Here is a 20,862-nt window from a genome sequence, read left to right on the forward strand (position 1 = left end):
GACATGAAGCGTGACGATCCTTCTGATAACGCATTACAGGCAACGATCGCCGATCCGACCGTCGAAGAGCCGGTCGTGGAGCATCGGCCCGCGCGGCGCCGCAAGACGTCGACGCTGTCCGACGATCCGCTCTGGTACAAGGACGCGATCATCTATCAGGTTCACATCAAGTCGTTCTTCGATGCGAACAACGACGGCATCGGCGATTTCCCCGGTCTGCTCGCGAAGCTCGACTACATCGCGGAACTCGGCGTCGATGCGATCTGGCTGCTGCCGTTCTATCCGTCGCCGCGCCGCGACGACGGCTACGATATCGCCGACTATCGCAACGTGCATCCGGACTACGGCACGCTCGGCGATGTGAAGCGCTTTATTCAGGAAGCGCACGCGCGCGGCATCCGCGTGATCACCGAGCTCGTGATCAACCATACGTCGGATCAGCATCCGTGGTTCCAGCGCGCGCGGCGCGCGAAGCCCGGCTCGAACCATCGCAACTACTACGTGTGGTCCGATACGGATCAGAAATACACGGGCACGCGCATTATCTTTATCGACACCGAGCCGTCGAACTGGACCCACGATCCCGTAGCGGGCGCGTACTACTGGCACCGCTTCTATTCGCACCAGCCCGATCTGAACTTCGACAATCCCGCCGTGCTGCGCGAAGTGCTGCAGGTGATGCGCTTCTGGCTCGATATGGGCATCGACGGGCTGCGCCTCGACGCGGTGCCGTATCTGGTCGAACGCGAAGGCACGAACAACGAGAATCTGCCCGAAACGCACACCGTCCTGAAGAAGATCCGCGCGACGATCGACGCCGAGTATCCGAACCGGATGCTGCTCGCCGAAGCGAACCAGTGGCCGGAAGACGTGCAGGAATACTTCGGCAACGAAGACGAATGCCATATGGCGTTCCACTTCCCGCTGATGCCGCGCATCTATATGGCGATCGCGAGCGAAGACCGCTTTCCGATCACCGACATCATGAAGCAGACGCCGGATCTGGCCGACAGCTGCCAGTGGGCGATTTTCCTGCGCAACCACGATGAACTGACGCTCGAGATGGTCACCGATTCCGAGCGCGATTATCTGTGGAACACGTACGCGACCGATCGCCGCGCGCGGCTCAATCTCGGCATACGCCGGCGCCTCGCGCCGCTGATGGAACGCGACCGGCGCCGCATCGAACTGATCAATTCGCTGCTGCTGTCGATGCCGGGCACGCCCGTCATCTATTACGGCGACGAACTCGGCATGGGCGACAACATTCACCTCGGCGACCGCGACGGCGTGCGTACACCGATGCAATGGTCGTCGGACCGCAACGGCGGTTTCTCGCGCGCGGACCCCGAGCAACTCGTGTTGCCGCCCGTGATGGGCTCGCTGTACGGCTTCGATGCGGTGAATGTCGAAGCGCAAAGCCGTGATCCGCATTCGCTGCTGAACTGGACGCGCCGCATGCTCGCGACGCGCCGCTCGAAACACGCATTCGGCCGCGGCTCGATCCGTTTCCTGAAACCGAGCAACCGCAAGATTCTCGCGTATCTGCGCGAGATGCCCGGCGAGCCGGCGATTCTCTGCGTCGCGAATCTGTCGCGCGCGCCGCAGGCGGTCGAACTCGATCTGTCCGAATTCGCGGGCACCGTGCCCGTCGAAATGACGTCCGATTCGGTGTTCCCCGCGATCGGCCAGCTCAGCTATCTGCTGACGTTTCCGCCGTACGGCTTCCTGTGGTTCCTGCTGTGCTCGAGCAATCAGCGGCCGACATGGAGCCAGGCGCCGTCCGAGGCGCTGCCCGATTTCGTGACGATCGTGATCCGCGAAGGGCAACTCGGACCGACGCCCGAAAACGTGCGGCTGCTCGAATCGGAAGTGCTGCCGTCGTGGCTCGTGCGGCGGCGGTGGTTCGCTTCGAAGGACCAGAAGCTCAATGCGGTGCGTCTCGCCGCGCTGACGACCATTCCTGAAGCGGGCTTCGCGTTCACCGAAATCGAAGCGGACGTCGGAACCAGCGGCAACGAGCATACCGAGCGCTATGTGCTGCCGCTCGCGATTACATGGGGCACCGATACGACCACGCCGCTCTTCATGCAACTCGCGCTCGCGCGCGTGCGGCGCGCGCGCAATATCGGGCACCTGACCGACGCCTTCGCGCTGCCGCAATTCGCGTACGGCACGCTTAAAAAGCTGCGCGAGCGCGCCGCGGTGCCAACCGTGCAGAAGAGCGAGATCCGCTTTATCCCGACCGACCGTTTCGACGAACTCGACCTCGGCGACGCGCCCGAAATCCGCTGGCTCGCAGCCGAGCAAAGCAACAGCTCGCTGGTGATTGCCGATGCGATCGTGCTGAAGCTCGTGCGGCGCCTGATGAACGGCGTGCATCCCGAAGCGGAAATGACGCGCTATCTGACGCTGCGCGGCTATTCGAACACGGCGCCGCTGTTTGGCGAAGTGGTGCGCGTCGATCCGGAAGGCGTGCCGCATACGCTGTCGATTTTGCAGGGCTTTGTCGACAACCAGGGCGATGCGTGGAACTGGGCGCTCGATTATCTGCGGCGCACGATCGACGAACTCGCGCTGGCGATCGACGGCGAGCCGATGCAGGACCGCATCAACGAGGACGAAGCGTTCGAAGGCTACTCGATGTTTATCGGCATGATCGGCAAACGGCTCGGCGAACTGCATGTCGTGCTCGCCACGCCGTCCGACGATCCGGCCTTCTCGCCCGAGCCCGCCACGGCCGAACAGGTGCGCGCGTGGATCGACGGCACGCAGTCGATGCTCGCGGCCGCGCTCGATGTGCTCGAAAAGAGCACCGATCATCTGTCCGAAGACTCGCTGCTGCTCGCGCGCAGCGTGCTCGACCGGCGCGAGCGGCTGGTCGAGGCCGTCGAGAATCTCGTCAATGCCGATGCGAGCGCCTTGCGCACGCGCATTCACGGCGACTTCCACCTGGGCCAGGTGCTCGTCGCGCAGGGCGACGCGTTCCTGATCGACTTCGAAGGCGAGCCTGCGCGCAGCCTCGAAGAACGTCGCGCGAAGTCGAGCCCGTTGCGCGACGTGGCGGGGCTGTTGCGCTCGCTGTCGTATGCGAGCGCCGCCGCGCAGTCGACCACCGAGGCCGCGCCGCAGCCGACTGCCGATCGCAAACGCGCGCTGTTCGACCGCTTCCGCACGCATGCGGCCGAGGCGTTCCTCGCCGAATACCGCAGGGCGCTCGAGGCATCGCCGCAGCCGACCGTCGCGCCTGCCGATGAGCAAGCCCTGCTCGACCTGTTCCTGATCGAAAAGGCCGCGTACGAGATCCGCTACGAAGCGGCGAACCGGCCGTCGTGGCTCGGTCTGCCGGTACGCGGGCTCGCGGCGCTCACGAGCCGCCTGCTCGGCGACACGGGCACGCCGCCGGGCGGCCCGATACAGCATTCACCGGGCGGCAGCGCGCCGCCGAACGACGCCGCAGAGGGCGACTATGAGTGAGCAAAGCAATGTGCATCACGCCGCGGAGCGTGCCATGGCGGGGCTGAACCCGCTCGATCTGAACGCACTCGTCGATGCGCGCCATCCCGATCCGTTCTCGCAGCTCGGCATGCATCAGACCGAGGCGGGGCCCGTCGTTCGCGCGATGCTGCCGAACGCCGCGCGCGTCAGCGTCGTCGCACGCGACGATGGGCGTGCGCTCGGCGAACTGCAACAGGTGCACGCGGGCGGACTGTTCGCGGGCCCCGTCAGCGAAGCGGTGCCGTACCGGCTGCGCATCGACTGGCATGGGCCCGTGCAGGAAATCGAAGATACCTATGCGTTCGGACCGGTGCTCGGCGATGAACCGCTGCAGCGCGTCGCCTGGGGCGATCCGTATGCGGTGCTCGAATGCCTCGGTTCGCGGCCAATCGTGCTCGACGGCGTGCCGGGCGTGCGCTTCGCGGTGTGGGCGCCGAACGCGCGACGGGTGTCCATCGTCGGCGACTTCAATGCATGGGACGGCCGGCGTCATCCGATGCGGCTGCGCCATCAGGCCGGCGTCTGGGAACTGTTCGTGCCGCAGATCGGCGCGGGCACGCGCTACAAGTACGAGATGCTGACGCGCGATGGCCACCCGCTGCCGCTTAAGGCCGACCCGTGCGCGATGCAGACCGAAAAGCCGCCCGCGACCGCGTCGATCGTCGCGCATGTCGACGAGATCGAGCAGTTCGCGTGGACCGATCGCGAATGGATGGAGTCGCGCGGCAACCTGCAAACGCCGCGTACACCGGTTTCGATTTACGAAGTGCATGCCGAGTCGTGGCTGCGCATCGCCGAGGAAGGCCATCGCGGCCTCGACTGGTCCGAGCTCGCGGACCGGCTCATTCCATACGCGAAGGAAATGGGCTTCACGCATATCGAGTTCATGCCGATCGCCGAGCATCCGTTCGGCGGTTCGTGGGGTTATCAGCCGCTCTCGCAGTTCGCCCCTTCGGCGCGCTTCGGCAAGCCCGAGCAGTTCGCGAGCTTCGTGAACCGCGCGCACGAGGCTGGCCTCGGCGTGATTCTCGACTGGGTGCCCGCGCACTTTCCGAACGACTCGCATGGGCTCGTGCAGTTCGACGGCACGCCGCTCTACGAGCACTCGGACCCGCGCGAAGGCTATCACCAGGACTGGAACACGATGATCTACAACCTCGGCCGCAACGAGGTCAGCGCGTTCCTCGTCGCGTCCGCGCTTGCGTGGCTCATGCGCTATCACGTCGACGGCCTGCGCGTCGATGCGGTTGCGTCGATGCTATACCGCGACTATTCGCGAGCGGCCGGCGAATGGGTGCCGAATATCTATGGCGGCCGCGAGAATCTCGAATCGATCGCGTTTCTGAAGCGGCTTAACCACGAAGTACAGCATATGCCCGGCATCCATGGCGCGATTACCATCGCCGAGGAATCGACGGCATGGCCCGGCGTGACGGCGCCGGTCGACAGCGGCGGCCTCGGCTTCCAGTTCAAATGGAACATGGGCTGGATGCACGACACGCTGCACTATATGCACGAAGACCCCGTGCATCGCCGCTGGCATCACCACAACATGACCTTCGGCATGGTGTACGCGTATTCGGAGCGCTTCGTGCTGCCGCTGTCGCACGATGAAGTCGTGCACGGCAAAGGCTCGCTGATCGGCAAGATGCCCGGCGACCGCTGGCAGCGCTTCGCGAACCTGCGCGCGTATTTCGGCTTCATGTGGACGCACCCCGGCAAGAAGCTGATGTTTATGGGCGGCGAGTTCGGGCAGTTCGCCGAATTCGATCACGACGGCTCGCCGCACTGGCATCTGCTCGACGACGACCTGCATCACGGCGTGCAAAAGCTCGTGCGCGACCTGAACCGCATGTATCGCGCCGAGCCCGCGCTGTATCAGATGGATAGCGAGCCCGGCGGCTTCGAATGGATCATCGGCGACGATGCGCAAAACAGCGTATACGCGTATCGGCGCATGGACGGCAGCGGACGCGAGATCGTCGCGGTCTGCAATCTGACGCCGGTGCCGCGGCAAGGCTACCGCGTCGGCATGTCGCGCCACGGACGATGGAGCGAGATTCTGAACACGGACGCGGCCATCTACGGCGGATCGAATCTCGGCAACGGCGGTCTCATTCATACCGAGGACGTGCCGAGCCATGGCCGGCCGCAATCGGCGTCGCTGGTGCTGCCGCCGCTGGCGACGATCGTGCTGCGCGCGGATTGATGGACACTTCGCGGCACATCGCAGCGTAGTGACGGCGCGTTTGCTGTGCCGTCGCGTTGAGGTTGCGTTGCCGTTGTATCGCGGTTTCGTCGTAGTTTCGTCGCGGTTTCGCTGCTTTGAGCCCCGAACACGCACAAGCCGAAACAAGGAACGGGAACCATGTCGCATGTACTGCCCGACCGGCTGTTGCCGGGCTCGCCCTATCCGCTGGGGTCGAGCTGGGATGGATTGGGAGTGAATTTCGCGGTCTTTTCCGCTAACGCGCACAGCATCGAGCTGTGCCTGTTCGAACCGGGCGGCCGCAAGGAAATCAGGCGCTATGCGCTGCCCGAATGCACCGACGAGGTGTGGCACGGCTATCTGCCGCATGCGCATCCGGGCACCGTGTATGGCTTTCGCGCGCATGGGCCGTATCAGCCGCAGCACGGTCACCGCTTCAATCCGCACAAGCTGCTGCTCGATCCGTATGCGCGCAAGCTGCTCGGACAATTCCGCTGGTCGGACGCGCTCTTCAGCTACCGCATGCATTCGAACCGGCTCGACCTGTCGATCGACCGGCGCGACTCGGCGCCGGCGATGCCCAAATGTGTGGTGGTCGACGAGGCGTTCGACTGGACGCACGACCGGCGGCCGAATGTGCCGTGGGGCGACACGGTGATCTACGAAACGCATGTGCGCGGCGCGTCGATGCTGCGCGGCGATCTGCGTCCGCCCGAACGCGGCACGTTTTCGGCGCTGGCTTCGCCGGAGTTTATCGATCATCTGTTAAAGCTCGGCGTGACGGCCGTTGAGCTGCTGCCTGTGCATGCGTTCCTGAACGACCGTTTTCTCGTCGAGCGCGGCCTGCGAAATTACTGGGGATACAACACGGCGGCGTTCTTTGCGCCTGAGCCTTCGTATCTGACGTCGCACCGGCTAGACGAAATGCGCATCGCTGTGCGGCAGCTGCACGCGGCGGGCATCGAGGTGATTCTCGACGTCGTCTACAACCACACGTGCGAGGGCAATGAGACGGGTCCGACCGTGTCGTGGCGCGGCCTCGACAACGCGAGCTACTACCGCCTCATTCCCGGCGACGAGCGCCACCACATCAACGATACGGGCTGCGGCAATACGGTCAACGTCACGCATCCTCGCGTGCTGCAGATGGTGATGGATTCGCTGCGCTACTGGTCGACGGCGTTCAATATCGACGGCTTCCGTTTCGATCTCGGCGTGACGCTCGGCCGCGAGGCGGCGGGCTTCGATCCGGGCTCGGGCTTTTTCGACGCGATTCGCCAGGACCCGGTGCTGTCGCAGCGCAAGCTGATCTCGGAGCCATGGGATATCGGGCCGGGCGGCTATCAGCTCGGCGGCCATCCGCCCGGCTTCGCCGAATGGAACGACCGCTTTCGCGATTGCGTGCGGCGCTTCTGGCGCGGCGACGCGGGCCTGCGCCCCGACCTCGCCGCGCGCCTGACCGGTTCCGCCGATCTGTTCAACCGGCGCTTTCGCAAACCGACCGCGTCGATCAATTTCGTCGCGTCGCACGACGGTTTCACGCTCACGGATATGGTTTCGTATGAGCGCAAGCACAACGAGATCAACGGCGAAAACAACAACGACGGTCATAACGAAAACTACAGTTCGAATTGGGGTGTCGAAGGACCGGTTAGCGCGTTGACGGCGGGCGGTGACGCCAGTGGCGAATCGACCGATGGTGCGACCGGCGCCGAAGCCAGCAGCGGCGAACCGTCCAACGATGCCCAGCAGGAGCAGGCCGTCGCCGAACAGGTGTCGGCCGAAGCCGCGGCGGCGGCTGCCGCGATCGAAGAAACGCGTGCACGCGTCGCGCGTTCGATGATCGGCACCTTGTTGATCGCACTCGGCACGCCGATGCTGCTGGCCGGCGACGAAGCGTGTCGCACCCAGCGCGGCAACAACAATGCGTACTGCCAGGACAACGAAATCTCGTGGATCGACTGGCATCTCGCCGATACACCGGACGGCAAACGGATGACCGCGTTCGTCGCACGAATGATCGCGCTGCGCAAACGTCATCCGTTGCTGCGCGAGACGCGCTTTCTGGTCGGCGATCGCGAGGTGCTGCCGGGGCTCTACGACGTGGGCTGGTTCGACGAGCGCGGCGAGCCGCTGTCGATCGAGGCATGGCAGGACCCGGAAGGCCGCGCTTTCACGCTGCGTCGCGCGGGTCCGGGACTCAGCGGCGAAACGGAAGTATTGTTGATGATGTTGAACGCGTCGGCCGACACATTGCGCTTCACGCCTCCGCCGCCGCATCTGGAATGGCACGTGCTAGTCGATTCGGCGGACCCGGATGCGCCGCCGCATCCGCTCGCATCGCCCGATCTCGAAGTGGCCGCGCGTGCGCTTGTGGTACTCGCCGCGCGGCCGTCCGGCGAGGCGGACTGGCAGGCTGGATGGATGGCCGGCGAACAGCACGGCTCGCGTCTGCTGACTGCACGGCCGCCCGAGCCCGGCGCGTGATGCTGCCGCGGCGGCAGACGCCGTTTCACCAAAGGTGACGATCATGCATGACAGAGCTATTGATCCCCACGCGCATGAACACGCGCACTGCCTGCCGTTCGGCGCGCAGGTGCTCGGCGCGCGCGGCGCGAAGCCGCGCACGCGTTTCCGCTTCTGGGCGCCATCGTGCAAGAAAGTCGAACTGCTGATCGAAAATGGCACTGCCTGCGAAGGCGCGCATGAAATGAACGAATCGGGCAACGGCTGGTTCGACCTCGAAACCGGATGCGGCCCCGGCACGCTCTATCACTATCGTCTCGACGGCAAGCTCACGGTGCCAGACCCCGCATCGCGCTTTCAGCCGCAGGACGTGCACGGCCCGAGCGAAGTGATCGACCCACGCGCGTATCAGTGGCAGCACACGCACTGGCACGGCAGACCTTGGGAAGAAGCGGTGATTTATGAATTGCACGTCGGCGCGCTCGGCGGCTACGACGGCGTGATGAAACGGCTGCCGTCGCTCGTCGAACTCGGCGTAACCGCGATCGAACTAATGCCGCTCAACGATTTTCCCGGCACGCGCAACTGGGGCTACGACGGCGTGCTGCCGTTCGCGCCCGATTCGGCCTACGGCCGCCCCGACGATCTGAAAGCGCTGATCGATGCCGCGCATGGCCTCGGGCTGATGGTGATACTCGACGTCGTCTATAACCACTTCGGGCCGGACGGCAATTATCTGCATCAGTATGCGAAGCCGTTTTTCCGCGAAAACACGCATACGCCGTGGGGCCCGGCGATCGATTTCGAACGCATGGAAGTGCGCGAGTTCTTCTGCGACAACACGCTGTACTGGATCAACGAATTCCGCTTCGACGGGCTGCGCTTCGATGCGGTCCATGCGATTCGCAACGACGAGTGGCTGCGCGAGGTCGCGGACCATATCCGTGCGAAAGTGCAGCATGGCCGCCACGTGCATCTGATTCTCGAAAACGAGCGCAACACCGCGAACCTGCTCGACACGCATTTCACCGCGCAATGGAACGACGATGCGCACAACGCGCTGCACGTGCTGCTGACCGGCGAAACCGAAGGCTACTACCACGCATATGCGAAACAGCCGATTCGCCAGCTTGCGCGCGTGCTGTCGAGCGGCTTTGCGTATCAGGGTGACCCGTCGCCGATCCACGACGGCGAACCGCGCGGCGAAGCGAGCGGCCATCTGCCGCCCACCGCGTTTGTGATGTTCCTGCAGAACCACGATCAGATCGGCAATCGCGCGATGGGCGAACGGCTGCGGTCGCTGTGCTCCGACGATGCGTTGCGCGCGGCGATCGGGCTCGTGCTGCTGTCGCCGCAAATTCCGCTGCTTTTCATGGACGAAGAGTACGGCTCCGAGCAGCCGTTCCTGTTCTTCACCGACTACACGGGCGATCTCGCCGATGCGGTGCGCGAAGGACGCCGCCGCGAATTCGCGCGCTTCGCTTCGTTCGCCGATGAAAAGCGCCGCGCGCAGATTCCCGACCCGAACGATCCGCATACGCTCGTGAAGTCGTCGCCGCGCGGTCACGAGGACACCTCGCCCGAGCGGCTCGAATGGATGCACTTCTATAAATCGGCGCTGGCCGTGCGCGCGAAACTGATCATGCCGCGCCTGAAGCATGCGAAGCCGCTCGGCGCAACCGTACTCAAGGCGCAGGACGGCAGCGAAGCGAAGGCCCTCGCCGCGCGCTGGCAGCTCACCGACGGCGAGACGCTGTCGATCGTGCTGAACCTCGCGGAACAGCCGGTGCCGTTGTCTTCGACCAATCGGCCGCCGGGCAAGGTGATTTTCGAAACACCGCCGCGCGCGCGCGATCGCGTCGACGATGGCGAATTGCCCGCGCAGTCGTTCGTCGCCTGGCTGACCGGCGACGTCTGCGAATACGCCACTGGACACGATGCGCGACACCGCGCACATCAGGAGTGATGCGCGTGAAAGCTGCCCGACGCCCCAGCGAATCGATTGCCAGCCTTGCGACACGCGCCGGATTCGAAATCGAATGGCAAGACGCGCACCAGACCATGCGACGCGTGCCGGACACGACCCTCATCGCACTGCTCGAAAGAATGGGCCTGCAGTGCGGCAACGCCACGCAGATTCGCCAGAGCGCCGCGGCGCTCGACGCCGAACTGTCGGGCCGCAAGCTGCCGCCGCTGATGACCGCCGAATGCGGACGCGGCATCGCCCTTTCCGCGGCCTCGGTGAAATCCGGCAGCCGCTATCGGATCGAGCTCGAAAGCGGCGCATTGATCGATGGCCGTTTCACCGCGCCGAAAGGCGAAGCGGCGCTGCTCGCGCCGATCGACGAAGCCGGTTATCACACGCTCGTGATCAACGATCACCGGATGACGCTCGCGGTCGCGCCCGCGCGCTGCTATACGGTCGACGATGCGTGGCGCACGCTGCATGCCGACGACGCGGACAAAAAAACCACGCCGCCGCTGTGGGGGATCGCCGCGCAGATTTACGGGCTGCGCCGCATCGGCGATGGCGGCATCGGCGACTACACAGCCCTCGCCACGCTCGCGATCGAAAGCGCGAAGCGCGGCGCGCACGCGCTTGCCGTGAGCCCGACGCACGCGATGTTCAGCGCGCTGCCGCAGCGTTTCAGCCCGTACGCGCCGTCGTCGCGCTTGTGGCTGAACGCCGCGCATATCGATCCCGCCGCCGTATTCGGTGCGGAGGCGGCGCGTCGCGCAATCGAAACCGCGCAAGCCGGCGACGCATGGCGCCAGCTCGAAACGCTGCCGCTGATCGACTGGCCGGCTGCCGTGCCGCTCAAGCTCAAGGTGCTACGCATCCTGTTCGAGCAATTCTGCGCGCACGACCGTGCGCAGGATTTGCCGCGCGCGCTCGAATTTCACGGCTTCTGTGTGCGCGGCGGACGCGCGCTCGAGGATCATGCGCGTTTCGAGGCCCTGCACGCGTATCAACTCGCGCAGCCCGATGGCGAAGGCTATTGGCGTAAGTGGGACGAGCCGTTGCGCGATCCGCGCAGCCCTGAAGTCGAGGCGTTCGCCGGCGAGCATCGGCATGAAGTCGAGTTTCATCTGTTTCTGCAATGGCTCGCGGCGAAGGGGCTCTCGCATGCGCAGCACGCGGCGCGCGATGCGGGCATGGCGGTCGGACTGATCGCGGATCTCGCCGTGGGTTGCGATAGCGCAGGCAGTCATGCATGGTCGTATCGCGACGACATGCTGCACGGCGTGTCGGTCGGCGCGCCGCCCGATCTCTTCAACCAGGCGGGCCAGTCGTGGGGACTCACGACGTTCTCGCCGCGCGCGATGCGTACGCAGGGATTCTCGGCGTTTATCGATATGCTGCGCACCGTGTTCGCGCACGCGGGCGGCGTGCGCATCGACCATATTCTCGGCCTGCGGCGCCTATGGCTCGTACCGGAAGGCGAGCGCGCGAAAAACGGCGCGTATCTGCGCTATCCGCTCGACGATATGCTGCGCCTGATCGCGCTCGAATCGTGGCGGCATCGCGCGATCGTGATCGGCGAAGATCTCGGCACCGTGCCGCCCGGATTTCGCGAGCGGCTCGCCGACCATGGGCTGTCCGGCATTCGCGTGCTGTGGTTCGAGCGCACGCCTGAAGACGACGGCTTTCTGCAACCGTCCGAATGGGACCGCAACGCGGCCGCGACGACCACCACGCACGATCTGCCGACCGTCACCGGCTGGTGGCGCGGCGAAGACATCATGTGGCGCAACCGCATCGGCCAGACCATGCCGCGCAGCGACGGCCGCGATCCGGTCGAAGCGGCGCAAGCCGAACGCGGTGCGGATCGTGCCGCGCTGTGGAGCGCCTTCCAGCAGGCGGGTGTCGCCGCGCGCGATGTCGCGCCGCCGCCGGCCGATCAGGCGCCCGTCGACGAAGCGCTCGCGTTTATCGCCGCGACGCCGTCGCCGCTCGCCACGTATCCGCTTGAAGACCTGCTCGGGCTCGAAGAGCAGCCGAACCTGCCCGGCTCGATCGACGAGCATCCGAACTGGCGCCGCCGTGTGAAGCAGCCGGTCGACGCGCTGTTTGCGGATACGACGTTCTGCGACCGCTTGCGCGCAGTCGATCGGGCGCGCGCGGCCGCTGCGGTGGAAGCGCCCGCCAAAGCCGGCACGCGAGGCGCGCCGGGCACGCCGGATGCAAGCGGCTCCTCCACCGCTTCGGGCTCTTCCGCTTCCTCCTTGCCGAACACGCCATGACCGTCCCGCGCTCCACGCTCAGGCTCCAGTTTCATCGGGGCTTCACCTTCGACGATGCGCTTGCGCATCTCGAATATTTCGCCGCGCTCGGCATCAGCCATCTGTACGCGTCGCCGGTGACGAGCGCGGTGCCGGGCTCGATGCACGGCTACGATACGGTCGACTACACGCAGGTCAGCGCCGAATGCGGCGGCGAAGCGGCGTTGAAGCGGCTTGCCGACAAGCTGCATGAGCGCGGCATGGGGCTCATTGTCGACATCGTGCCGAACCATATGGGCATCGCGGGATCGGGTGCGCATAACGGATGGTGGCGCGACATTCTCGAATGGGGCCGGCATAGCGCGTACGCGCGGCATTTCGATGTGGACTGGCATTCGCCGGACCCTGCGTTGCGCGGCAAGGTGCTGTTGCCCTGCCTCGGCGCGCCCTACGGGGAAGAGCTCGCGGCGGGCCGCATCAAGCTGCGCTTTGCGGCCGATACGGGGCGCTTCAATATCGAATATGGCGATCATGTTTGCCCCGTCTGCCCGATCGACTACGCGGCGCTGCTGCAGTCGGCCGATCGCACCGATCTGAATGCGCTTGCCGAGCAGTTTCGCGGCCTCACGACGCAGCCTGCCGATCAGCCGCGCGCGGCGCAAGCGTGCGATGCGCTGCGCGAATTCGCGAGGCAGAACGGCGCGACGTCCATCGACTTCGTTCTTCAGGCGTATGCGCCTGAAGATCCGGTCACGCGCGATCATCTGCATCGGTTGCTCGAGCGCCAGCATTACCGCCTCGCGTGGTGGCGCACCGCTGCCGACGAAGTGAACTGGCGGCGCTTCTTCGATATCAGCACGCTTGCCGCGGTGCGCGTCGAGCGGCCCGAAGTGTTCGAAGCGGTGCATGCGCTCGTGTTTCGTCTCTATGCCGAAGGCGTCGTCGATGGCGTGCGCATCGATCATATCGACGGGCTCGCCGAGCCGCGCGAATACTGCCAGCGTTTGCGGCAGCGGCTCTCGGAGCTGCGCGAGGGCGCGCCGTATATCGTGGTCGAAAAGATTCTCGCGCGCGGCGAGCCGTTGCGCGACGACTGGCCCGTGGACGGCACGACCGGTTACGATTTTATGAACGACGTCGGCGCGCTGCTGCACGATCCGCGCGGCGCGGAACCGCTTGCGTCGACGTGGGCTGAATTGAGCGGGCGCAGCGCGGTATTTGCCGACGAAGCGTTGGTCGCGCGACGCAAGATTCTGAATGAGAACCTTGCGGCGGAACTGGACCGCGCGGCACGCGCGCTGCATCGCGTTGCGCGCGATAACCTCGCGACGCGCGATTTCACCTACACGTCGATCCGGCGCGTGACCGGCGAGCTTGCCGCGCACTTTCCGGTGTATCGGATCTATCCGCAGAACGGCCTGCGCAGCGCAGCCGACAACGTGTATTTCGACCAGGCGCTCGATGCCGCGCGGCGGATGCTGTCGCGTGCGGATTGCACCGTGCTCGAGCGTGTCGATATGTGGCTTGGCAGCGGTGTCGACGAACCTGCTGGCGTGCGCGAAGCGGCTGCCGCGGGGAGCAATCGCGAAGCAACGGACCTGAGGACGGACCTGCGAACGGACTTGAGAACGGACGCACGGACGGATGCGCGGACCAACCCGCGCGCGCAACATCCGCCGCAAGGCGCGGCCACCGGTGCGTTCAATCACGCGGCCGCCGCGCGGCGCACCGTGCAAACGTTGTTCTCGCAATTGACCGCGCCCGTTGCGGCGAAGGCGATCGAAGACACCGCGTGCTATCGCTATGGCCGTCTGATCTCGCGCAACGAAGTCGGCGCCGATCCGGGCGAATTCGCGATATCGGTCGATCAGTTTCATGCGAGCAATCTCGAGCGTGCGCGGCGCTATCCGCACGCGATGCTCGTGACGGCGACGCACGATCACAAGCGCGGCGAAGACGTGCGCGCGCGGCTCGCGGTGCTCAGCGAAATCGCCGACGAATGGAGCGCGACACTGCGCGCGTGGTCGACCTTGAATACGCCGCAGCGGCGCGCGCCCTCCGGCGACACGACCGCCGATGCGCTGACCGACGACTGGGCACCCGGCCCCGCGGCGGAAGCGATGATGTATCAGACGCTGGTTGGCTGCTGGCCGCCCGATCTGAGCGCCGACGACGAGGCCGGCATCGCGGAACTTGCCGAACGCGTCGCGCAATGGCTGCTAAAAGGGCTGCGCGAGGCGAAGGTGCGCACGAACTGGTTTGCACCCGATGAGGCGTTTGAGAATGCATGCCGCGCGTTTCTGTTCGACATTCTCGCGCCGCAACGGCGCGATGGTTTTCTGCGCGAGCTGTGCGCGTTCGTTGCGCGGATCAGTCGTGCGGGTGTGATCAATAGCCTGCAGCAGACCATTTTGCGGCTCGCGTCGCCCGGTGTGCCGGACCTGTATCAAGGCACCGAGTTATGGGACTTCAGTCTGGTCGATCCCGATAACCGGCGGCCCGTCGACTTCGAGAAACGCGCCGCGATGCTCGCGGAAAAGCCGCCTTCGGAGTTTCTCGCCGATTGGCACGATGGACGCGTGAAGCTCGCGATCGTGCAGCGGATGCTCGCGCTGCGCACGCACCTGCCTGAGCTGCTGAGTCAGGGCGCGTATGTGCCGCTCGCGGTGGAAGGTGCGCATGCGGAGCGCGCGATTGCATTTGCACGGCGGCAGGGAAACGCGTGGGCCGTGGTGATTGCGACGCGGCTCGCGGTGCCGCTGCTTTCTGAAGCCGACGCCGATGCGAAGGCCGGCGACCGCGCGCTCGCCGATATTCCGCTGGTCGAACCGGCTCGCTGGGAAGACACCGCGGTACGGATGCCGGAAGAACTGTTCGGGCGCGCGATGTTCGATTGGGTCAGTCCGGCCGCACCGAAGGTCGAAGACAATGGCTTGCTGTATCTGCGCGATGCGTTGACGTCGATGCCGGTTGCGGTGCTCGTCGAGGATGGTGTGCCGCGGACATAGGCAACATGAGCGGCAGCATGAGCGAGCGGCATGCCGGCTTAACCGCCCTCGTCGTCGAACTCCTTCGGATACACCCGCACGAGGACGATGCGCGGCCCCGTCATCTTCTTCACGACGATATCGAAGCGGTCGAATTCCACGCGCTGCCCTTCGGCCGGCAAATCGCGCAGCGCCTGAATGACGAGGCCGCCGACCGACTCCGCGCGTCCTTCATCGATATCGATACCGAGCGCGCGCTCGAGCGATACCACGGGCAGGCTGCCCTTGCCCATCAAGGTGCCGTCGTCGAGGCGCGTCCAGTCCTGATCGCCCTGGCGGAATTCGTCGTGAATCTGGCCGACAAGCGCGCCGAGCAGATTGTCGAGCGTCAGAAAGCCCATCGGCTTTTCGTGCTTGTGCCCGACGAGCGCCAGATGCGGCGCGCCCTTGCGAAAGCGGCGAAACAGTTCGAGCGCCGGCATATCGGGCTTCACGTATTGCACGGGGCGTACGTACTTCGACAGGTCGTCGAGCGAACTGCCCGCATGCCGCGCGAGCAGCAGATCCTTCAAATGAATGGTGCCGGCGACGCGTTCGCCCGACGCGTCCTCGAAGAGCGGATAGCGGCTGAAACGATGGCGCGCGACGATCTGCATATTGTCGCGCCACGGCAGATCGTGACGCAGGCTCACCAGTTCGTGCGCGGGCCGCATCAGGTCGGAGACGGTCATGCGCGAGAAATCGAGCGAATGCGCGATCGTGTTCCATTCGTCGGGGCTATACGTGCGGCCCGGCAGTTCGATTTCGTCGGCCACGCTCGTGCGGCGCGCGCGCAGAATCAGCTTGAGCTCTTCGTTCGAATAGTGCGCGTCGCCGCCGTGATCGGCCGTTAGACCCGCGATTCGCAGCACCGCGTTTGCGCTTGTATTGAGCAGCCAGATGGCCGGATACATTGCCCAATAAAACGCGTACAGCGGCAGCGCGACCCACAACGAGACCTTCTCGGCCTGACGGATTGCCAGCGACTTCGGCGCAAGCTCGCCGACCACGATATGCAGAAACGAAATGCACGAGAACGCGAAGAACAGCGAGATGCCGTGTATCAGCTTCTCGGACTCGATGCCGAGCACGCTGAAGACCGGCGTCAACAGATCCGCGAAGGCCGGTTCGCCGATCCATCCGAGGCCGAGCGAAGCGAGCGTAATGCCGAGCTGACACGCCGAGAGATACGCATCGAGCCGCTGATGAACGGTGGCGAGCAGCTTGCCGCGTACGCCGTGTTTTTGCGCGAGCGTCTGTACGCGCGTTTGACGCAACTTCACAAGGCCGAACTCGGCCGCGACGAAAAAGCCGTTGAGTGCGACGAGAAGCAACGCACCAATTAGGGCGACGACCTGGATCAAGGCGGCGGGCTCCGGCAACAAAACCGTCAGTATAGAGGGTGAAAGGCCGGCGAAAATGATGTGCGCTGCGAAGCGGTTATTGGATCACGCCGTGCGGGGCAATGCGATGTGTCGTGATGCGCGGTGAGGCGATGCGCGGTGAGGCGATGCGCGGTGAGGCGATTCAGGCTGCGCCATGAGGCGCCGCCTGAATCGATTGGAGCAGCAGATACGTGACGTCGTGCTGAACGTCGAAATCGGAACGCCGCGCTCGCGCGATTTAACCGGCGTTCAGCGGCACTCGCAGCGACAGTTTCGCTGGCTGCCCCTGCGCGAACTCGCCTTGCTCGAACGCGCCGTCATGCGCTTCGGCCACGCGCTTGCACAGCGCAAGCACCCACGCGATTCGCCCTGCCTCGCGCGGTTCGCATGCCTGCCTGCGCGCGAAGTTTTCGAGCAGATGCGGTAGCGCTGCATCGCCTAGGGCGTCGAGCGCCGCGGTATAGGTCGCAGTTGCGTGCCACATCGATGTATCCGCACGCGTTTCGAGTGTGACGATCGAGTCCGGCGCGCTCGCTTCGGTTGCGAAAGTCAGCATGAGCCAGAGCGCCGCGGCCAGACGCTCGCGGTCGCCATCGAGTTGTTCGGCGGCAAGCGGTGTTTCGAGCATGAGCCTCACGCCGCGCGGCTGCGCGAGCATGTCGCGCACATCCATCACGGTCGTGTCGACCAGCGGACGCAACTCGAAACGCTCGCGCTTGAGCGCAAGCGATTTCGTCTCGGCGCGCGTGGTGTCGACGATCGATTCGAGCAATTGCACCTGCTGCTCGACGCCGCTGCGGATGCCCGCCAGCGCGCGCTGCGCGGTCGCATCGGCGCCGTCCACCTTGCGCTCGAGCACATAGGCCCAGCTATGGATGGCGTTGAGCGGGCTGCGCAGATCATGAGAAACGAGCGACAGCACATGGTCGCGCATAAAAAGCGCCGTCTGCGCGCACAAACGGGCGACACGTTCCGACGCCGCGGCGCCGGGCACGCCCAGTTCATGACTGCTGTTCGCTGGGAAAGGCGTGGTCACGGTCGACATCCTCGTAACAGTTCGCGATTCGCGGTTTGATTCGCGGTTCGCTTTGAATGGCCAGCCAACATTATAGGCAAGCCCATTGCGCGAAAACGCGCGACACGCACCAGATTCGCTGTATATACGCAACGCGCCTACAATATCGGTTTCGATTGAACCTCAAGGGAGCAACTTATGCCGACCGTGACCACTGAATCCGGCCTGAAATACGAAGATCTGACCGAAGGCACCGGCGCCGAAGCGCGTGCGGGCCAGACGGTCAGCGTTCACTACACGGGCTGGCTCACCGACGGCCAGAAGTTCGACTCGAGCAAGGACCGCAACGACCCGTTCGCGTTCGTGCTCGGCGGCGGGATGGTCATCAAGGGTTGGGACGAAGGTGTGCAGGGCATGAAGGTCGGCGGCGTGCGGCGTCTGACAATTCCGCCGCAACTCGGCTACGGTCCGCGCGGCGCGGGTGGCGTGATTCCGCCGAATGCGACGCTCGTGTTCGAAGTCGAACTGCTCGACGTCTGAGCATGGGCCGCGTCCGCGCAGCGACTGAAGCGCGGGCGCCAGACCGAGGGAAAGAGCGCACAAGTTTATGGCCAGCAGCATCGTCACCGTTGCGTCGCCAAGCGTGTCGTTGCGACGCTTCAGCGAGACCGAAGCGTCGGACGTGCACGACTTCCATCAGATCGTGCTCGGTCTCGACGGCTCGATGGTGATGGCTGTCGACGGCATCGAGCGGCAAATCGACCGGCGTTCGGCGTGGCTCGTGCCGGCGGGGTCGCGTCACGACTATGCGGGCATCGGCGAAAACCGGCAGCTCGTGCTCGATTTGCCCGCTGCGTCGCTTGCGGTGCCTGAGCGGCTTTTCGAGCGCGCACGGACGATGGATGTCGATAGCGGGTTGATGCAGCTGGTCGGCGAGATTGCCACGCGTGCTGCTATACGGAGTAGCGGTGGCGGCTTCGTCGAAATGGACGACGTCCCCGCGGTGTCGCGCCGCTTCAACTGGAATGCCGCGACGCGGTTATGTGCGGCGCTCGTGCAAGGCGCAAGCGGCGCGGGTGATTTCGCTAGCGCTTCAGGTACGTCCAATGCGCACCGCGCGGCCATCGGCCTCGACTTCGCCCGCATCGACCGCTGGTTACGCGCGCATCTCTCAGAACCGCTGCGTATCGCCGATCTCGCCGCGCATTGCGGCTTCGGATTGCGACGGTTTCACCAGCTTTTTATCGAAGCGTTCGGCGAGACGCCGCATCGCTATCTGCAGCGCTTGCGGCTCGATACGTCGATTACGCTGCTTGCCGATCCGCGCCGAACGCTGACCGACGTCGCGCTCGATGTGGGGTTCGGCGATCAGAGCGCGTATACGCATGCGTTTACGCGCCGGTTTGGGATCGCGCCGGGACAGTGGCGTGCGTTGCGGCATTGAGCACATGTAGCGGGTTTTTGCGCGGCTGTGACCGTGACGGTTCGCGCGCATCTGCTAGCGTTAGCGCACCGCGCGGTTTCCGGCGCTTCCCGTCACGATTCCTGAAGCCGCGTTGCCGCGGCTTCAGGTTCCTGCTTCGTGTTCAATGCGCTAGCAGAGCGGCAAGCCCGGCATTCACGCGCCGTTCAAACCACGCTCGAGATCCGCGCGAACATCGCCCGCATCTTCGAGTCCGACCGCGAGACGAATCAGCCCTTCGGTAATGCCCGCGGCCGCGCGCGCTTCCGGTGTAATGCGCGCGTGCGTCGTGGTGGCCGGATGCGTGATCGTCGTGCGCGTATCGCCGAGATTGCCGGTGATCGAGCAGATCTTCGTGCTGTCGATCACGCGCCACGCGTTAGCGCGCTGCGCTTCCGGCGTATCGCCCTTCAGTTCGAACGACACGATCGCGCCGCCCGATTTTTGCTGACGCTTCGCGATCGCATATTGCGGATGCGATTCGAGGCCCGGATAGAACACGCGCTTCACCGCCGGATGCGTTTCGAGCCAGCTCGCAATCGCAAGCGCATTTGCCGACTGACGATCGACGCGCAGCGACAGCGTTTCCATGCCCTTCAACAGCACCCACGCGTTGAACGCCGACAGCGTCGGGCCCGCGCTGCGCACGAACGGAAACACCTTCTCCATGATGAACTGCCTCGAGCCGACCAGCGCGCCGCCGAGCACGCGGCCCTGGCCGTCGAGAAACTTCGTGGCCGAATGCATGACGACGTCGGCGCCCAGTTTCAGCGGCTGCTGCAGCGCAGGGCTGCAAAAACAGTTGTCGACGACGAACAACGCATTCGCCGCCTTCGCGATCTTGCCGATCGCTTCGATATCGGCGATTTCGGTCAGCGGGTTCGACGGCGTTTCGAGGAAGAACATCTTCGTCTCGGGGCGCACGGCGTTTTTCCACGCGTCGAGATCGGTCGGGTCGACAAAGGTGGTCGTGATGCCGAACTTGCTGAAGATCTGCGAGAACATGCCGAGCGTCGAACCGAACAGACTCTGCGAGCTCACGAGGTGATCGCCCGCCTGCATCGCCGACATCACCACCGACAGGATCGCGCTCATGCCCGATGCGGTCGCCATGCACGCTTCGCCGCCTTCGAGCGCCGCGAGCCGGTCCTGGAACATCGTCACGGTCGGGTTCGTGAAGCGTGAGTAGGTGTAGAAGTCTTCCGAATTCTTGAAGCGCTCGGCCGCTTCGGCCGCATTCGCGAACACGAAACTCGAGGTCAGGAACAACGCTTCCGAATGCTCGCCGAAGTCGCTGCGCAGCGTGCCCGAACGGACCGCGAGGGTATCGAAGTTGAAGGTATCGTCCATAGTCGTTCTTTCCGTTCTATCCGTTGTTTCCGTTATCCGGCACCGGCGAGCCGGCAACAAAAAAGCCCGCGTTGCGTCGGCAATCAGCGGGCTTTGTGTGTGCGGAGCAGCTTGAGCGGTAGAGCGGCGCGCTTGCGCGGCCACCGTTCGCTTTAGCTGTTTCGGGAAACCTTTGTCAGGCCGCCCTGCGTCCGCAAGCTGAATTCAAATCGACGCAAGTCAGGATT

The 20,862-nt window shown here is 64.8% G+C and carries 11 protein-coding genes; 8 read left to right on the forward strand and 3 right to left on the reverse strand.

The window, feature by feature from the left end; translation table 11 throughout:
* The first annotated feature begins 3 nt into the window (after window positions 1-3).
* The 6 genes from treS (at window position 4) to treY (ending at window position 15,405) form a co-directional block, all read left to right on the forward strand.
* Complete coding sequence (treS, locus tag KZJ38_RS36090; RefSeq protein ID WP_219801775.1) at window positions 4-3,477, forward strand: maltose alpha-D-glucosyltransferase; 3,474 nt, start codon at window positions 4-6, stop codon at window positions 3,475-3,477.
* Entirely contained in the window at window positions 3,470-5,707 is a 2,238-nt protein-coding gene (gene glgB, locus KZJ38_RS36095) for a 1,4-alpha-glucan branching protein GlgB (RefSeq protein WP_219801776.1), read from the forward strand. Before treS ends, glgB begins: the two co-directional genes overlap by 8 nt.
* Before the next feature lie 159 nt (window positions 5,708-5,866).
* Window positions 5,867-8,194, forward strand: a complete 2,328-nt coding sequence (gene glgX, locus KZJ38_RS36835) for a glycogen debranching protein GlgX (RefSeq protein WP_246641937.1) — start codon at window positions 5,867-5,869, stop codon at window positions 8,192-8,194.
* 43 nt (window positions 8,195-8,237) lie between these two features.
* Window positions 8,238-10,139, forward strand: coding sequence for a malto-oligosyltrehalose trehalohydrolase (gene treZ, locus KZJ38_RS36110; protein ID WP_219801777.1), 1,902 nt, complete (start codon window positions 8,238-8,240; stop codon window positions 10,137-10,139).
* Window positions 10,139-12,418, forward strand: coding sequence for a 4-alpha-glucanotransferase (malQ, locus tag KZJ38_RS36115; RefSeq protein ID WP_219801778.1), 2,280 nt, complete (start codon window positions 10,139-10,141; stop codon window positions 12,416-12,418). Before treZ ends, malQ begins: the two co-directional genes overlap by 1 nt.
* Window positions 12,415-15,405 carry a malto-oligosyltrehalose synthase gene (treY, locus tag KZJ38_RS36120; RefSeq protein ID WP_219801779.1) on the forward strand — a complete coding sequence of 997 codons (2,991 nt, stop codon included), beginning with the start codon at window positions 12,415-12,417 and terminating at the stop codon, window positions 15,403-15,405. The genes malQ and treY overlap by 4 nt, the downstream gene beginning before the upstream one ends.
* Before the next feature lie 38 nt (window positions 15,406-15,443).
* Here treY and KZJ38_RS36125 read toward each other — a convergent pair whose 3' ends face one another.
* Both KZJ38_RS36125 and KZJ38_RS36130 read right to left on the reverse strand, forming a co-directional pair.
* Window positions 15,444-16,787, reverse strand: a complete 1,344-nt coding sequence (locus KZJ38_RS36125) for a hemolysin family protein (RefSeq protein ID WP_219801780.1) — start codon at window positions 16,785-16,787, stop codon at window positions 15,444-15,446.
* Between the two features lie 259 nt (window positions 16,788-17,046).
* Window positions 17,047-17,853: a sensor histidine kinase gene (locus KZJ38_RS36130; protein ID WP_219801781.1), complete on the reverse strand. Its 807-nt coding sequence runs from the start codon at window positions 17,851-17,853 to the stop codon at window positions 17,047-17,049.
* A 168-nt stretch (window positions 17,854-18,021) separates the two neighbouring features.
* Here KZJ38_RS36130 and KZJ38_RS36135 point away from each other — a divergent pair, with 168 nt between their 5' ends.
* Window positions 18,022-18,363, forward strand: a complete 342-nt coding sequence (locus KZJ38_RS36135) for an FKBP-type peptidyl-prolyl cis-trans isomerase (RefSeq protein ID WP_219801782.1) — start codon at window positions 18,022-18,024, stop codon at window positions 18,361-18,363.
* A gap of 67 nt (window positions 18,364-18,430) precedes the next feature.
* On the forward strand, window positions 18,431-19,267 hold the full coding sequence (locus tag KZJ38_RS36140; RefSeq protein ID WP_219801783.1) for a helix-turn-helix domain-containing protein: 837 nt from the start codon (window positions 18,431-18,433) through the stop codon (window positions 19,265-19,267).
* Window positions 19,268-19,441: 174 nt separating this feature from the next.
* Here the strand turns inward: KZJ38_RS36140 and KZJ38_RS36145 are convergent, their stop codons facing one another.
* Window positions 19,442-20,635 (reverse strand): O-succinylhomoserine sulfhydrylase, encoded by a 1,194-nt coding sequence (locus KZJ38_RS36145; protein ID WP_219801784.1) that lies wholly within the window; start codon window positions 20,633-20,635, stop codon window positions 19,442-19,444.
* Window positions 20,636-20,862: the final 227 nt, after the last annotated feature.

The organism is Paraburkholderia edwinii (assembly GCF_019428685.1).
Classification (GTDB): domain Bacteria; phylum Pseudomonadota; class Gammaproteobacteria; order Burkholderiales; family Burkholderiaceae; genus Paraburkholderia; species Paraburkholderia edwinii.

What these genes read in the sequence shown, in the direction of transcription:
- treS (WP_219801775.1), top strand. Translation starts at nt 4, where the DNA reads ATGAAGCGTGACGATCCTTCTGATAACGCATTACAGGCAACGATCGCC.
- glgB (WP_219801776.1), top strand. Translation starts at nt 3,470, where the DNA reads ATGAGTGAGCAAAGCAATGTGCATCACGCCGCGGAGCGTGCCATGGCG.
- glgX (WP_246641937.1), top strand. Translation starts at nt 5,867, where the DNA reads ATGTCGCATGTACTGCCCGACCGGCTGTTGCCGGGCTCGCCCTATCCG.
- treZ (WP_219801777.1), top strand. Translation starts at nt 8,238, where the DNA reads ATGCATGACAGAGCTATTGATCCCCACGCGCATGAACACGCGCACTGC.
- malQ (WP_219801778.1), top strand. Translation starts at nt 10,139, where the DNA reads ATGCGCGTGAAAGCTGCCCGACGCCCCAGCGAATCGATTGCCAGCCTT.
- treY (WP_219801779.1), top strand. Translation starts at nt 12,415, where the DNA reads ATGACCGTCCCGCGCTCCACGCTCAGGCTCCAGTTTCATCGGGGCTTC.
- KZJ38_RS36130 (WP_219801781.1), bottom strand. Translation starts at nt 17,853, where the DNA reads ATGTCGACCGTGACCACGCCTTTCCCAGCGAACAGCAGTCATGAACTG.
- KZJ38_RS36135 (WP_219801782.1), top strand. Translation starts at nt 18,022, where the DNA reads ATGCCGACCGTGACCACTGAATCCGGCCTGAAATACGAAGATCTGACC.
- KZJ38_RS36140 (WP_219801783.1), top strand. Translation starts at nt 18,431, where the DNA reads ATGGCCAGCAGCATCGTCACCGTTGCGTCGCCAAGCGTGTCGTTGCGA.
- KZJ38_RS36145 (WP_219801784.1), bottom strand. Translation starts at nt 20,635, where the DNA reads ATGGACGATACCTTCAACTTCGATACCCTCGCGGTCCGTTCGGGCACG.